The sequence below is a fragment of the Streptomyces sp. NPDC058637 genome, assembly GCF_042717325.1.
Taxonomy (GTDB): domain Bacteria; phylum Actinomycetota; class Actinomycetes; order Streptomycetales; family Streptomycetaceae; genus Streptomyces.
The window spans coordinates 12,712-26,805 of the sequence record NZ_JBHXRD010000023.1; the positions used below are offsets into that span (position 1 = coordinate 12,712).

A 14,094-nucleotide genomic window follows, 5' to 3' on the forward strand; every position below is an offset into this window, starting at 1 on the left:
TATCGCTACCGTCACCGGTTGTTCCTGCCGGAGAACACGAGCCAGCGGTTGAGCACCGCGGCGCGCTGTTCGCACTTCCGGCAGGGCCGGATACCCGCGGCGCCGGTGACCCGCTTGGCAACGTCGCCCAGGCCTATGTCGTCGTCGGTGACGAACCCCGGGAGGCGGACGCGCGACGACTGCGGCGGGGTGGCCGGCTCCCCGTCGGTGTCGGCGCCCGGGTCCCGGGACCTGCGCTCGTCGGCCATGGCTTGAGCCTCCCTCTCCTGGCGGGGTCATCCGTAGCGCGCCGCGCGCACCGTCTCGTACGCCCGCCAGGCGTCGATCAGGGGCGGCACCACGGTGTTGCGGCGCGCTGGGGACCGGGTGACAGCGAACACGAGATCGGCGGGAGCCGCCTGGGGAAGCTCCGACCACAGCAGGGCGATGGTCCCTGTCACCAGGGCCGCCGCGGCGCTGCTGCCGCCGAAGGGGCGCAAGCCTCCGCCCGCCTCCAGGCTGAGGATTCCCGCGCCCGTCGCGCCGACGCCGCGTCGGCCGGTCGTGGGCCCGAGGTTCGAGACCTCCGAGGGGTGACCGTGGAGGTCGTAGGCGACGACGGGAATGACCGACCGGTGGCGGGTGAGGACCGAGCCGCCGACCGCCCCGTGGTTGCCTGCCGCAGCCACGACGATCACGCCGCGGTGCGCCGCGTGGTCCAGCGCCCTTTGGAGTGCGTCGTCGACGTCGTAGCTGCGTGGCGTCAGCGTCAGGCTCAGGTTCAGGATGCGCACGCCGGCGTCGGCCACCTCCACGATCGCCGAGGCGAGTGCGCCGGGCGCGACGGTGCCCCGGTGGCGCGGCGACGCGGAAGGGAAGAGGCGACGTACCACCAGGGTGGCGTCGGGGCAGACGGCCGGCGCTCCCGACCCGCGGCAGGCCACCAGGATGCCGGCCACGGACGTCGCGTGACGGGATGCGGCGTCGTCCGGCGGGGCGGGATCGTCGTTCGCAGCGAGGAACTCCAAGTGCGCCTCGGCGAGGCCGGGGTGACTGGTCACGACGTGTCCGTCGATGAGCCCTACCCGCATGGAGCGAAGACCCGAGGTCAGGGCCATGAGAGGGCGGAGCCCGATCAGTCCCAGTGGGTCCACGCCGGTGCCGGGACCGGCACTTCGAGCGGTGCCGCTGATGTGATCTGTGATCTGGTTCACGGGTCGAAGTCGCCGATGTCCGTCGTCCCCAGCCCGCTGTCCGAGCCTTCCGGGGCGACACTGTCGAGATTCCCGGAGGAGCGCAGCCAGACTTCCCCGTATATCTCTTCGTGGCCCGCGTCGTGGACTCCGCCCTCGGTGTCCGCCACCTCCCTCGCGAGGTCGAGGGTGATGGTCCTGTCGAGCAGGGTCATCCCCTGGTGGCCGGGCCGGTTGTCGGCGCGGCGGCCGGGGATGTTGTTCGGTACGAAGGTGGGTCCGGAGGCGGGATTCGACGCCGTGATGTGGTCATCTCCCAGGGCGAGCCCGCCGTCTTCCTCTCGAAGCCTCATGAACTCCGTGAAGGTGTCAGTCATCTCCGCAGGGTCGAACGACGCCGTGTACGCGATGGTGAAGTGGTAATCGGGGTCGTTTTCTTGGGACCCACCATGTATTTTGAGGGACTCTCCTACGAGCTCCACCATGTTGATCATCTGCTTCTTTCTCCGGCCCGCGCGTCAGGGTCCGGTCACGGCAAAGGAAACCCCCGGGGCGCCGTGCCCGGTAGGTGGCAGCGAGCGACGGTCGGACACGCATCACAACCCCCGTATGCGCGCTCGTACATAACAAGCGAAACACCGCTGTCTGTGGGCCGCAACCGGGTGCCGACCGGTGCTTCCGCCCCCTGGCCACGCCCGTGGGTTCACCGCGCGTTCCGTTACAGTGCGCCTCGATGAACGCGCGAGGACCCGAAGACGCCGGCCCGGCGGCAACGATGCTGCGTCTGCGCCTATTAGGTGGATTCCGGGCGACCCGCGACGGGGGTCCCGCGCTCGCGGAACGGTGGCCGCGACCCGGTGCGAGCGCCCTGGTGAAGCTCCTCGCCGTCGTCTCCGGGTCCCTGCGGACCGCTCAGTTCATCACGGGCCCCGGCGGGCGCAAGCTGGTGGCGGGCGGCACCGAGGCCGGTGTGGGCGCGTGGGACCCGTCGGTCCTCACCAACGGCTGGTCGTTCAACTCCGGCGTGGGTGGCGCCACTCTCATGGACGGCAGCAACTATCTCGCCGCCGACCTCGACGGCGAGGGGGCGGAGGAGATGATCTCGCTCAACTTCGACGACACCGGATACGACCGGATGGCGCGGGAGCTGGGCTCGCGCGTCAGCGACGTGGACAACAGCATCAATCAGATGACCACGTACAAGCTGTCCTGACGTCACCGGCGCGGCAGGGCCGAGCCGCAGAAGACCCCCTGGCTCCGGCCCGGGGGTCTTCGTTTCCGGGACTTCGTCCGGCCCGGGGTACGGCGTGGGACGCGGGCCGTCAGGCACCAACGTGGCGCGGAGCTGGGCTGATTCGTGAGTGGAAGGTGCGGCGGTAGGCGTCCGGGGGCACGCCGGCCGTGCGGTTGAAGTGACGGCGCAGCGTCGCGGCGGTGCCCATGCCGGTCGTCGCCGCGACGGCATCGACGGTGTCGTCGGAGCTCTCCGGCAACTCCTGTGCGTGGAGGCTGCGTCGAGTGAGGAGCCGCTGCGGGAGGGTGTCGCCCGTCACCGACCTGAAGGGGCGGCCGAGGTGACGCGAGCTCAGTCGTGCCCGGCGGGCCAGGCCGTGAGCGGCTGATCGAGCCGTTGGATCACCCAGGGAAAGGGGTCGGCGAGCGGATGGTTCGTCGGAGCCGGCACCGAGGTGGTCACGAACTGGGCCTGGCCGCCGTCGGTCCAGAAGCCGAACAGCGGCATGGCCGGCAGCACCACCAGGACATCACGCAGTTCCGGCAGATCCGTGGCCGCCCTGACCCGTACTACCGTTTCCGCTCCCATTCCGCCGTCACGTCGGAGGCGTCGTAGTGATGCACCTGCTTCCACCAGCGGTCGTGATCGAATCCGGCGCGGTGATTGAACGGATGGGCGGCGCCGCGCAATCGCTGCCACTCACGCACGATCGCCGCCCGCTGCCACTCATCCGGCTGTTTCAGCCGGAGGAGCGCGTGCAGGAACCCTGCCGAGTCGCTGAACAGGGAGAGCAGGGACTGCATCGCGAAGGATGCCTCGCCGGTCTCACCCACTTCCTCGTGCACCCGGACCAGTTGAGTGATCAGGAACGTCTCCAGGGCACTGACGTCCTCGCGCGTGAGATGGGCGGCGTAGGTGAGGGTGCGGTCGGACTGCGGGCCTGTCATGCGGGCGGATCCCTCACCTTGCGGTCATGGAGCACCGTCGGGCGTCCGTTCCGCCCGAACCTGACGCACACAGTAGGCATCGCCACTGACAGCGGCCAGGACGGGATCGGTCACACATCCGGGACATTGTCGAGGTCACGTCACTGAGCGATGCGGCTTCCGTACACCACTGGGCCAGGGCAGCAAAGTTTGCCATCGTAATGACTCGTCGGGGATCACGGGCAGCCCCAGCTGAACGACAACGCTCCAGGCCCTGGCCCGGCCACTCGGCCGACGTGCCACAACCACGGTAAAACACGGGGGAATCATGTCTCTTCGCAACCGACTGTCGCGCCGCGCGCAGGTGGCCCTCATCGGCGTAGCCGCCGGAGGTGTTGCGGCCGCAATCGTCGTCGTACCCTCGCTCGCCGACAGCGGCTCCTCGGAACCGGCGACGGTCGCGGCACAGAAGGGTGCCGGCTACGGACCCGAGCCCGAGGCCGACAGCAAGCTCGTCAGCCAGGTCAGCGATCTGACGACCACGGCCACGGCCACGCTCTCGCCCGACACGATGATCAACAGGGCCCGCACCTGGCTCACGGCCAACAACGGACGGCCGGTCCCCTACAGCATGGAACGCAACTGGAAGGACGGCTATCGCCAGGACTGCTCCGGCTTCGTCTCCATGGCACTCGGGCTGGGGAAGCCCGGACTGAACACCGTCGGGCTGGCCGACTCGCGAAGCGGCGTCACCACCCGGCTCGGCAGCGTGAGTCAGCTCAAGAAGGGTGACCTGCTGATCGACTACAGCACCGGCGACGGCGATTTCCGTCACGTGGTGATCTTCGAGAAGTGGGCCAACACCTCGCACAGCGCCTACTGGGCGTACGAGCAGCGCGGTACGTACGGCACGACCCACCGGCAGCTCAAGTACGGGATCGGCAGCGACAACTACGACCCCTTCCGCCCGGTCAAGCTCGGCGGTGGCGGCGGCGGGCAGGTCCCGGCCCCGGCCCCGGGTGTCTCCTGGCCGGTCCTCCAGAACGGTTCCAGGGGTGCGGACGTGCGGTCCGCCCAGCGGCTGCTGACCGCGCGGGGCTACACCGTCGGGGTCGACGGCGCCTTCGGCCCCAACACCCGCGCGGCGGTGGTCAGGTTCCAGAAGTCCCGGTCCCTGGCCGCCGACGGCGTCATCGGCCCGAACACCTGGTCCAAGCTGATCAAGACGGTGCAGTCCGGTTCGTCCGGCCAGGCCGTGAAGGCGGCGCAGACACAGCTGAACGTCTACGGCTACGGGCTCACGGTCGACGGCGCGTTCGGCGCGAGGACGAAGTCGGCGACTGTCGCCTTCCAGAAGAACCACAAGCTGTCGGTCGACGGTGTCATCGGCCCGAACACCTGGCGCGCCCTGCTCGGCACCCGCTGACGCGAACGGGCCCCTCTGCCGGCGACGGCTCCTTCCCGCTGCGGGCGCGGCGGGATGGAGCCGTCGCCGTTCCGGGCGAAGCCACCGTGCAGCGGCCTGCTTGGGGCCCGTACGGGCGGGCGCGTGTTCTCCGGTGTCGCGGCTGCCAGGAGGCCGTGACGCCGTGGACGCCCATCTCGTGGCTCGGGTGACCCCAGATCGTCTACCGCGCGATCCCCTGGACCCGGAGCGCATCCACCGGCTCACCGGAACCGATCCCACGGACCCCCCTCGCCCGTACACCCTGCGGACCGCCGTCGCAGGAGCCCGCCTTCTCGACCGGCCCGCGCGGAGCCGGTGAGGTGAACTCAGGTCGGGTAACAGCCAGTAGGCCGTCCCGGGTTCAGCCCCGGGGGCTGAACCGACGAAGGTCTGGATGGCGGTGGCCGCCGCCCCCCGCGCCCCTTCCTCGAAGGGCAGCGGACGCGTCCTGATGTCGCACCGGGCCGCGCTGCCGAAGGCCGAGGCGAGGAACGCGTCCCTAATCCGGTCGGCGAACAGGTCGTAGGCGGCGAGGCCCTCGCCGGAGATGATCACGCGCTCGGGACCCAGCAGGTTGACGACGGACCCGATGGCCCGCCCGATCGCCTCGCCCGCCCGCGCGTACACCCGGCGCGCTCCGGGGTCGCCGCCGCGGGCCAGGACCAGCGCCTCGGCCGCGCCCGCGACCTGGATGCCGGTGCGGGCCCGTACGTCGCACACGCGACGACGGCGGCGAGACGCTGCTGCTCGTCCGGCGGCGCACGCACCGGCACGGGGCCCCCGTGCGTCCGGTCCGGCTGCGGGGCCTCGACCCGGCGGCCCGCTACCGCGACGCCCGTACCGGCGCCGTCCACCACGGGGCCGTGCTGGAGGACCACGGGCTGGCCCTGGACCTGCCGCCCGGGGACTGGGCCAAGCACGGCCGTCCATCTGACGAAGGCGGGCTGAGGCGCCGGAGTCGCGCCTCACGGTCGGTCGGCCGGGCGGTATCCCACCCGGCCGACCCGTCCGGGTGCGCCGCACCGGTTGCGCCCCGCCGCCCGAACCCCGCCTCCTGTGAGGGCACTTGGGGGACGGTTATCGTGTCACCGTCCACTTCTGGTTGGCGGCTCCGGTGCATGTCCAGATCTGCAGCCGGGTGCCGTTGGCCGAGCTGTTGCCGCTCGCGTCCAGGCACTTGTTCGCCTGGGGGTTGACGATGTCCCGGGCCGCGGGGACGGCCCATTGCTGGGCGGCGCTGCCGTTGCAGTCGTAGAGCTGTACGGGCGTTCCGGCCGCCGTGCCGCCCGACGCGACGTCCAGGCACTTGCCGAGCGCGCGGACGGTGCCGTCGGATCCGACCGTCCAGCGCTGGGCGGCGGAGCCGTTGCAGTCGTAGAGCTGTACGGGGGTGCCGTTGGCGCTGTTCGCCCCGGCCACGTCCACGCACTTGCCGCCGATGCCGGTGATGGGACCGCCGCCCGACTGGCCGGTGTCGGTGGTGACACGGACGTAGTCGACCAGGAGCTGCTGCGGGAGGACCGTGCTGCCGTCGGGGTCTCCGGGCCAGTAGCCACCGACCGCGAGGTTGAGGATCAGGAAGAAGGGCTTGTCGAAGACCCACTGCCTTCCGCCGAGGTCGGCGGGGGTGCGCCGCTGGTACACGGTGCCGTCGACGGACCAGGTGATCGCGCCGGGGCTCCAGTCGACGGCGAAGGTGTGGAAGGCGTCGGCGAACGCCTGGCCGCCGGGCAGGGTGTATCCGGCGCCGATGCCTCCGGAGCCGGAGTATCCGGGGCCGTGCAGGGTGCCGTGGACCGTGGACGGCTCGAAGCCCACGTTCTCCATGATGTCGATCTCACCGGAGTTGGGCCAGCCGACCTGTCCGATGTCGTTGCCCAGCATCCAGAAAGCGGGCCAGATGCCCTGACCGCGCGGGATCTTCATCCTGGCCTCGACGCGGCCGTACGTCGTGGTGAACCGGCCGGCCGTGTTGAGACGTGCGGAGGTGTACTCGCACCGCCCGTACCAGCACTGGTAGTTGTCCGGGTTCTCCCGGCGGGCGGTGATGGCCAGGTGGCCCTGTCCGTCGAGGGCGGCGTTGCGGTTGCCCGCCGTGTAGTACTGCCGTTCGTGGTTGCTGACGTTGTCGCCGGTCTCGGTCTGCCACTTCGAGCCGTCGACGGCGGCGCCGGCCGGCCCGTCGAACTCGTCGGAGAACGTGACCGCGGCGGCTGCCGCGGCGGTGGATGCCGGGGGCGCGTCCGCGGGAGCGGGTGCCCCCTGGGCCAGCCCGGTGGAGAGCGTCGCGAGGGCGAGGACCGAGACGAGGGACGAGAGCAGGCGCCGGGGAAGGCGTGAAGTGCCCATGGGTCTCCCTTCGAGGAGCGTGGGGGGCCCTCAGACATGCGCATGACAGACATGTACATGACATATACGAGGGCGTATGCGGATTCAGGAAATCACCGAGCCGACCAGGAAGGGGCGAGGGCAACTCGCCCCGTAGAGCACTTGCTTCACTACGTGATTTAAGAAGTGAACGCCAACCCTGTCAAGGGTTTGGTATGGACCAGACTCATGAACACGGGCACGCCCGCGCCCCTACGAGGGCGCGTTCGCGGGCATGCGCCCCGGTCCGGCACCGAGCGGTGACACCGCGCGGCATCCGGGCCGTCGGGAACGGCGACGGCCGCGGGTCGTCGACGTGGTCGACGGCCCGCGGCCGGATTCGTCGCGCGTCGGTCAGCCGTTGGGCAGGATGACCGCGCGGCCGTTGATCTTGCCCGCGTGCAGCCGCTCGTAGGCGAGCGGGGCCTCGTCGATGGAGTACGTCTCGACGTGCACGTCGACCGCGCCGGTGTGGGCGAGCTCGATCACTTCGGCGAGTTCCTTGCGGGAGCCCCAGTACGGCGCGGTGACCGACGTGGAGAACGGCAGGACGCCGAAGCCGACGGGCAGCATGCCGCCGCCGATGCCGACGATGGTGACGTCGCTGTCGATGGAGGCGACCGCACCGGCCGTCTTCACGGTCGGTGCGGCTCCGACGAAGTCGAACACGACCTTGGCGCCGACGCCGCCGGTGAGCTCGCGGACCTTCGCGGCCGCGTTCTCGTCGGAGAGCACGGTCTCGTGGGCTCCGACCGTGCGCGCGAGGGCGAGCTTCTCCTCGGTGACGTCGAGGGCGATGACCCGGACGGCGGTCATGGCGCGGAGCAGCTGGATGGCGACGTGGCCGAGGCCTCCGGTGCCGATGACCACCGCGGTGGCGCCGGGCAGGAGCTTCGGCAGCGAGCGCTTGATCGCGTGGTAGGGGGTGAGGCCGGCGTCGGTCAGCGAGACCGTCTTGACCGGGTCCAGGTCGCCGATCGGCGTCAGGTGACGGGCGTCGTCGACGATCATGTACTCGGCCATGGCGCCGGGGTTGCCGAGTCCTGGCGGGTTGATGCCGAGGTCGGCGGCGCGCAGGCAGTAGTTCTCCCGGCCCTCCGCGCAGTTCACGCAGGTCCCGCAGCCCCAGGGGCCGTAGACGGCCACGGAGTCACCCACCGAGACGCCCTGGGCCCCTTCGCCGAGGGCGGCGACCGTGCCGACGCCCTCGTGACCGAGGGTGAGCGGCAACGCGTAGGGCAGCTCGTCGGCGGACCAGCTCATCACGGCGATGTCGGAGTGGCAGACCCCGGCGGCGGTGACCTTCAACAGGATCTGGCCGGGGCCGGGTGAGGGTTCCGGGATCTCGACGACCTCCGGGGCGGCGCCGACGGTGCGGTACTGGACGGCTTTCATGGCTCTCCTTCGTTCTCCGTACTACCTTTGTGACCCCCGTGGATCGTGTGCGCCAGTCGGGGCTCAGGACGCGGAGTAGCCGCCGTCCACCAGGTGGTAGCTGCCGTGGATGAAGGAAGCGCGGTCGGAGAGCAGGAAGGCCGTGAGCTCGGCGACCTCCTCCGACGTGCCGAGGCGGCCCGCCGGGTGCAGGGAGATCAGGTGGTCGCGGGCCGGGCCGTCGGTGTCGCGGAGCAGCGGGGTGTCGATGAAGCCGGGACCGACCGCGTTGATACGGATGTCGCGCGCGGCGTACTCCAGGGCGGCCGTCTTCGTGAGGCCGACGACGCCGTGCTTGGCGGCGGCGTACGCCGGGGAGTTCGCGAAGCCGTTGGTGCCGAGGATCGACGAGATGTTGACGACGGCGCCCCCGCCGGCTGCGAGGAGGGCCGGGAGTTCGTGACGCATCGAGTAGAAGACGCCGCTGAGGTTGGTGGCGACGACCTTGTTCCAGTCCTCGATGCCGTACTCACCGGTGGGCAGGGACGGTCCGCCGATACCGGCGTTGTTGACGGCGAGGTGCAGGGCGCCGAACGTGTCGACGGCGAACCGCACACCGGCCTCGACGGACGCGGGGTCGGTGACGTCCAGGGCGACGGCGGCGGCACGGGCGCCGGTGGCCTCCAGCTCGGCGGCGGCCTTGCGGGCGCTCGCCTCGTCGTGGTCGGCGACGACGACGGTCGCCCCGCTCGCGGCCAGCCGACGGGAGACGGCCAGACCGATTCCTGAGGCGCCGCCGGTGACGAGGGCGACCTTGCCGGTGAACTCCGCCTCGTAGGCGGTGGGGAGGTTGGTGCTCATGAGGTGCTTCCTTGCGTGGTGCTGTGGGGCGCCGATCCGTCCTGCCGGGCTTCCAGCAGGTCTCCGGAGAGGGCGTCGAAGGCGTGTACGACAAACTCGGGCAGGGCGGCCGGCCGGCCGCCGCGCACCCATGCCGCCTGGGCCGCGAGCAGCGCACCGGCTCCCGCGGCGACGGCCACGGCGGGACGGATGTCCTGTCGCGGATCGACGCCGAGCCGTTGCGCGAGGATCGCGACCGACTCCTCCTGGGCGTCCACGCGGATGTGGTGGAACGCCGCGTACAGAGTGGGTTCCTCCTCGGCCATGACGAGGAGGTCGAAGATGCGCGGCCGCAGGTGCCAGGGCTCGGCGCCGGGGTCGTCGAGCCAGTCGAGAACGGCTCCGCGGTAGGCGACGAGCGGTGGTTCGGCGGCGGGCCGCGCGCGGAGTGCCTGATTGATCCTGTCGCCGTCGCCCCGTACCGCGTCGAGGGCGGCGGCCTCCTTGCTCGGGAAGTGGCGGCTGAAGGTACGCCGGTCGACGTCCGCCGCCTGCGCGATCTCCTCGACCGTCACATTCCGCGGCCCCCGGTCGAGCACCAGCTCGAACGCGGCCTGCGCCAGCGCGTCCCGAGTCCTGCGCGTCTTGCGACTGCGCCGTTCGGGGCCGTTCCCTGCCTGGTTCATAGTTGTACCGTACACCTGAAAGTGTCCCAGTGGGACTTCTGTCGCACTGGGACACTTTTTCGGGTCGGCTACCTCACGGATCCGCCCGTGACACCTCCGGCCCGGGTAGCAGGGCGCTCCGTCGTCCCTCTCCGGATCAGGACGCGGGGCGCTTGGTAATCCCTCTCCGGGTCAGGACTCGGGGCGCTCCGCCGTCCTCTCCGGCTTCCGGCTCAGCGCTCCGGGCCACCACGCGACCCGCCCGATGTCCCTGACCAGGGCGGGCACCAGGAGCGAGCGGACGACGAGGGTGTCGAGCAGTACGCCGAAGGCGACGATGAACGCGATCTGGACCAGGAACGCCAGCGGGATCACACCCAGCGCGGCGAAGGTGGCCGCCAGGACCACACCGGCGGAGGTGATGACCCCGCCCGTGGTCGTCAGCCCGCGCAGCACGCCCTGCCGGGTGCCGTGGATGAGGGACTCCTCGCGGACCCGGGACATCAGGAAGATGTTGTAGTCCACACCGAGGGCGACCAGGAAGACGAATCCGTAGAGCGGTACGGAGGAGTCCGTGCCGCTGAAGCCGAACACGTGCTGGAACACCAGGGACGAGATCCCGAGGGTGGCCAGGAAGTTGAGCGCCACCGTGGCGACCAGGAGGAGCGGCATCAGCAGGGAGCGGAGGAGCCCGATCAGGATGACCAGGATGATCAGGAGGACGACCGGCACGATGAGCATGCGGTCGTCCTCCGCGGTCCTCTGCGTGTCGTACTGCTGCGCGGTGTAGCCGCCGACCAGCGCGTCCGCGCCGGGCACCGCGTGCACCGCGTCGCGCAGGCGGGTGACGGTCTCCTTGGCGGCGTCGCTGTCGGCCGCGCTCGTCAGCGTGGCGTCGATGCGGACCCGGCCGTCCACGACCAGCGGTTCCCCGTCCCCCGGGCGACCGGAGGCGGTCACCACGGAGACGTCCGCGACGCCGTCGACCCGCGCGGCGGCCTCGGCCACCTGCTCCGACCGGTCCGCCGCCGCGAGCACCACGGCGGGATTGCCCGACCCGCCGGGGAAGTGCTCGCTCAGGGTCTGCTGGGCGGCGACGGAGGGCGCGTCGTTGACGAAGATCTCTTCGAGGGGTACGCCCTTCGAGTTGAGCGTCGGCATGAAGGCGGCGCACGCGAGCAGGACGACCAGGGTGACGCCCCACACCTTGCGCGGCGCCCGGTCGACGAGGGCGGCGATCCGCGCCCAGATCCCGGCCGAACCCGACGCGGCCTCGCCCTCCTTGGGCTTGGCCGGCCAGTACGCGGTCCTGCCGAGCAGGACCAGGACGGCCGGCAGGAAGGTGAGCGTGCTCAGGACGGCGCAGACGATGCCGATGGCGCCCACCGGGCCGAGCGCGCGGTTGTTGGTCAGGTCGCTGAGCAGCAGGGCGAGCAGCCCCAGGGCGACGGTGGCGGCGCTGGCGACGATCGGTCCGGCGGACTCGCGCAGTGCGGCACGCATCGCGGTCCACCGGTCCGGGTGGCGCACGAGTTCCTCGCGGAACCGTGCGGTGAGCAGCAGGGCGTAGTCGGTCGCGGCCCCGATGACGAGGATCGACAGGATCCCCTGGACCTGGCCGTCGACCCGGACGATGTCGTGGTCGGCGAGCACGTACACGATCGCGCAGGCCACACCGAGGGAGAAGACGGCTCCGAGGATGATGACCAGCGGCAGCAGCACGCTCCGGTAGACCAGCAGCAGGATGACCAGCACGGTCACGAGGGCGACACCGAGCAGCAGGCCGTCGATTCCGGCGAACGCCTCGGAGAGGTCCGCCTGGCTCGCGGCGGGCCCGGCGACCCGGGCCAGGGTGCCGGGCACCCGGTCGGCCGCCTTCTGGATGTGCGCGAGCGCGTCGGGAAGCCCGTCCCCGAGGCCGGAGTCCAGCTGGACGATGCCTTGCAGGGCGCGGCCGTCCGCCGATGGCAGGGCCGGGGTGACCTCACCCGCCACCCCCGGTCCGCCCTCGACGGAGGCCAGGGCCGCCGTCGCCGCCTGCCGCTGCTCCGGGCCGAGGGCCGCGCCGTCCTTCTCCGACGTCCAGACCACGATGGCCGGCACGGTCTGCTGCCGGCTGAACGCCTTCTGCTCCTCTACGACCCGGGTGGATTCGGCGCTCTGCGGGAGGAACGAGGCCTGGTCGTTGGTGGCCACCTCGCCGAGCTTCCCGGCGTACGAGCCGAAGGAACCGCCGACGGCCAGCCAGACGACGACGAGGAATACGGGGATCAGCCAGCGAACCGGCTTCGATGCGATGGGCATGGTGCTCCCGGGTCGGGGGAAACTATTTCAATCATCGAGTATCTCAATGATTGAAATATATTAGCGTGACTCTTCCGTCCGACTACCCGGCGACAGCCCGGCCCCGGCACAGGAGGGGGAAATTCAGCGCCCCGGCGGCTGGATACGGGTGAGTTCGGTGTTCATGCGGGCGAGGAAGCGCAGCGCGGCGGCCAGTTCCTCCGGCTCGGCCGCATCGCGGGCCGCCGACGCCGCCTCGGCGAGGGGCATGAAGAACGAGCGGGCGGCGGCCTTGGCCGTGGGCTCGTAGTGAAGGTGCACGACACGCCGGTCGGCGCTGTCCCGCGCACGCCGGATGTGACCGGCGCGCTCCAGCCGGTCCAGACAGGCGGTGACCGCACCGGAGGTCAGACCGAGATGGTCGCGCAGTTTGCCGGGGGTCAGCGGACGCTCCGTGTCCAGGATCGCCGCGAGCGCCTGGACGTCCGTGGCGTGCAGCCCCTGGGTGTGCGCGAAGGCGTGCACCAGACGGTTGACCTCGCCGTTCATCCGGCGCAACTGCACCGCGAAGGCCTGGAGCTCCAAGACCGGGGACGTGTCGGCGCGCGATCCGTCGGGGGCGTCGTCTGCACTGTCCACCGCACCATAGTAGGGCGTTCGCCACCCGTCCCACCTCTATGCTTCTACAGTTGTGTAGAGACGCGACTGAGCGCGTTTCCCGCGTACGTGAGAAGGAGTGAACGCCACGATGGTGTTCAAGAAGCTGCTCGGCTCGCTCGGTGTGGGCGGCCCGACCGTGGACACGGTTCTGGAGAACGCCACGGTCGTGCCCGGCGGCAGTCTGAGCGGCCGGGTCCATCTGAAGGGCGGCAGCGCCGACTTCACGGTCGAGCACATCACGCTGGAGCTCGTCGCCCGCGTCGAGGCCGAGCACGAGGACGGCGAGTCCGAGGGCATGGTCGTCTTCGACCGCTTCACGGTCGGCGGTGCGTTCGTCCTCACGGAGGGCACGGAGGTCACCGTACCCTTCGACGTGACGCTGCCGTGGGAGACACCGGTCACCGCGCTCCACGGCCAGGACCTCGGGATCGTCCTCGGCGTGCGTACCGAGCTCTCGGTGCCGGGCGCCAAGGACAAGGGTGACCTGGACCCTCTCGTCGTGGCGCCCCTGCCCGCCCAGGAGGCCGTCCTCGAAGCGCTAGGACAGCTCGGCTTCGGCTTCAGGTCCGCCGACCTGGAGCTCGGCCACATCCGCGGCACCGGCCAACAGCTGCCGTTCCACCAGGAGATCGAGCTCTCGCCCGCGCCGCGGTACGCGCACCAGGTCAACGAGATCGAACTGACCTTCCTGGCCGGTCCGGACGGTCTGGAGGTCGTCCTGGAGGCGGACAAGCGGGGCGGGCTCTTCTCCGGGGGCGGGGGCGGGGGCGGGGGCGGCGTCGGCCGGTTCACCGTGAGCCGTCACGAGGTCCAGGGACGCGACTGGAACACGGAGGTCGACGCCTGGATCCGCTCGCTCGCCGAAGCCCGCGCCGCGTACGGCGGCCACGTGGCGTACGGCCACGGCGACGGATACGGCGACGGCCACGGTCACGAGCACCGTTCCGGGCCCGGCATGGGCACGGTCGTCACCGCCGGGGCGGCAGGGCCGGCCGTAGGTGTCGTGGGCGGGATGGTGGCAGCCGAAGTCGTGGACGAGGTGGGCGACTTCTTCGAGGGCGACGAGGAGGAAGAGGGCGGCGAGGACTGAGCCCGACGGGCGCCCCACCCGCCCGGCGGAAGTCGG

14 protein-coding genes and 3 pseudogenes are annotated in these 14,094 nt (G+C 70.9%); 5 read left to right on the forward strand and 12 right to left on the reverse strand.

The window, feature by feature from the left end; genetic code table 11:
* Positions 1-11: 11 nt before the first annotated feature.
* From ACFWVP_RS22885 to ACFWVP_RS22895, 3 genes are read right to left on the reverse strand one after another with little or no spacing between them, the layout of a single operon-like run.
* Positions 12-248, reverse strand: coding sequence for a hypothetical protein (locus tag ACFWVP_RS22885; protein WP_384499243.1), 237 nt, complete (start codon positions 246-248; stop codon positions 12-14).
* A gap of 27 nt (positions 249-275) precedes the next feature.
* Positions 276-1,193 carry a S8 family serine peptidase gene (locus tag ACFWVP_RS22890; RefSeq protein ID WP_384499245.1) on the reverse strand — a complete coding sequence of 306 codons (918 nt, stop codon included), beginning with the start codon at positions 1,191-1,193 and terminating at the stop codon, positions 276-278.
* Entirely contained in the window at positions 1,190-1,549 is a 360-nt protein-coding gene (locus ACFWVP_RS22895; protein WP_384499246.1) for a hypothetical protein, read from the reverse strand. Before ACFWVP_RS22895 ends, ACFWVP_RS22890 begins: the two co-directional genes overlap by 4 nt.
* A gap of 494 nt (positions 1,550-2,043) precedes the next feature.
* Between ACFWVP_RS22895 and ACFWVP_RS22900 the strand changes: the two genes are divergently transcribed.
* Positions 2,044-2,385, forward strand: a complete 342-nt coding sequence (locus tag ACFWVP_RS22900) for a hypothetical protein (RefSeq protein ID WP_384499248.1) — start codon at positions 2,044-2,046, stop codon at positions 2,383-2,385.
* A 109-nt stretch (positions 2,386-2,494) separates the two neighbouring features.
* On the opposite strand, the pseudogene ACFWVP_RS22905 reads toward ACFWVP_RS22900, so the two are convergent.
* Positions 2,495-2,889: pseudogene (locus ACFWVP_RS22905) on the reverse strand (helix-turn-helix domain-containing protein); the annotation flags it as partial.
* A gap of 86 nt (positions 2,890-2,975) precedes the next feature.
* A complete protein-coding gene (locus ACFWVP_RS22910) occupies positions 2,976-3,353 on the reverse strand; it encodes a hypothetical protein (protein ID WP_384499250.1) in 378 nt (125 codons plus the stop codon).
* Positions 3,354-3,660: 307 nt separating this feature from the next.
* Between ACFWVP_RS22910 and ACFWVP_RS22915 the strand changes: the two genes are divergently transcribed.
* Positions 3,661-4,758, forward strand: a complete 1,098-nt coding sequence (locus ACFWVP_RS22915; RefSeq protein ID WP_384499252.1) for a peptidoglycan-binding protein — start codon at positions 3,661-3,663, stop codon at positions 4,756-4,758.
* 226 nt (positions 4,759-4,984) lie between these two features.
* Positions 4,985-5,098: pseudogene (locus ACFWVP_RS22920) on the forward strand (PucR family transcriptional regulator); the annotation flags it as partial.
* Between the two features lie 131 nt (positions 5,099-5,229).
* Here ACFWVP_RS22920 and ACFWVP_RS22925 read toward each other — a convergent pair.
* Positions 5,230-5,499 (reverse strand): annotated as a pseudogene (locus tag ACFWVP_RS22925) (ROK family protein); the annotation flags it as partial.
* Positions 5,500-5,561: 62 nt separating this feature from the next.
* On the opposite strand from ACFWVP_RS22925, the gene ACFWVP_RS22930 reads away from it, so the two are divergent.
* The gene (locus ACFWVP_RS22930) at positions 5,562-5,975 is read left to right on the forward strand and encodes a GH36 C-terminal domain-containing protein (protein ID WP_384499254.1); all 414 of its coding nucleotides are present in this window, start codon (positions 5,562-5,564) and stop codon (positions 5,973-5,975) included.
* Here ACFWVP_RS22930 and ACFWVP_RS22935 read toward each other — a convergent pair.
* The 6 genes from ACFWVP_RS22935 to ACFWVP_RS22960 form a co-directional block, all read right to left on the reverse strand.
* Complete coding sequence (locus ACFWVP_RS22935; protein ID WP_384499256.1) at positions 5,857-7,128, reverse strand: ricin-type beta-trefoil lectin domain protein; 1,272 nt, start codon at positions 7,126-7,128, stop codon at positions 5,857-5,859. The genes ACFWVP_RS22930 and ACFWVP_RS22935 overlap by 119 nt on opposite strands.
* A gap of 372 nt (positions 7,129-7,500) precedes the next feature.
* Positions 7,501-8,541 carry an NAD(P)-dependent alcohol dehydrogenase gene (locus ACFWVP_RS22940; protein WP_384499257.1) on the reverse strand — a complete coding sequence of 347 codons (1,041 nt, stop codon included), beginning with the start codon at positions 8,539-8,541 and terminating at the stop codon, positions 7,501-7,503.
* A 63-nt stretch (positions 8,542-8,604) separates the two neighbouring features.
* Entirely contained in the window at positions 8,605-9,381 is a 777-nt protein-coding gene (locus ACFWVP_RS22945; protein WP_384499259.1) for an SDR family NAD(P)-dependent oxidoreductase, read from the reverse strand.
* Complete coding sequence (locus ACFWVP_RS22950) at positions 9,378-10,046, reverse strand: TetR/AcrR family transcriptional regulator (protein WP_384499261.1); 669 nt, start codon at positions 10,044-10,046, stop codon at positions 9,378-9,380. Before ACFWVP_RS22950 ends, ACFWVP_RS22945 begins: the two co-directional genes overlap by 4 nt.
* A 171-nt stretch (positions 10,047-10,217) precedes the next feature.
* The gene (locus tag ACFWVP_RS22955; RefSeq protein WP_384499263.1) at positions 10,218-12,329 is read right to left on the reverse strand and encodes an MMPL family transporter; all 2,112 of its coding nucleotides are present in this window, start codon (positions 12,327-12,329) and stop codon (positions 10,218-10,220) included.
* Positions 12,330-12,452: 123 nt separating this feature from the next.
* Positions 12,453-12,947, reverse strand: coding sequence for a MarR family transcriptional regulator (locus ACFWVP_RS22960; protein ID WP_384499265.1), 495 nt, complete (start codon positions 12,945-12,947; stop codon positions 12,453-12,455).
* Between the two features lie 109 nt (positions 12,948-13,056).
* Here ACFWVP_RS22960 and ACFWVP_RS22965 point away from each other — a divergent pair, with 109 nt between their 5' ends.
* Complete coding sequence (locus ACFWVP_RS22965) at positions 13,057-14,058, forward strand: sporulation protein (RefSeq protein ID WP_384499267.1); 1,002 nt, start codon at positions 13,057-13,059, stop codon at positions 14,056-14,058.
* Positions 14,059-14,094: the final 36 nt, after the last annotated feature.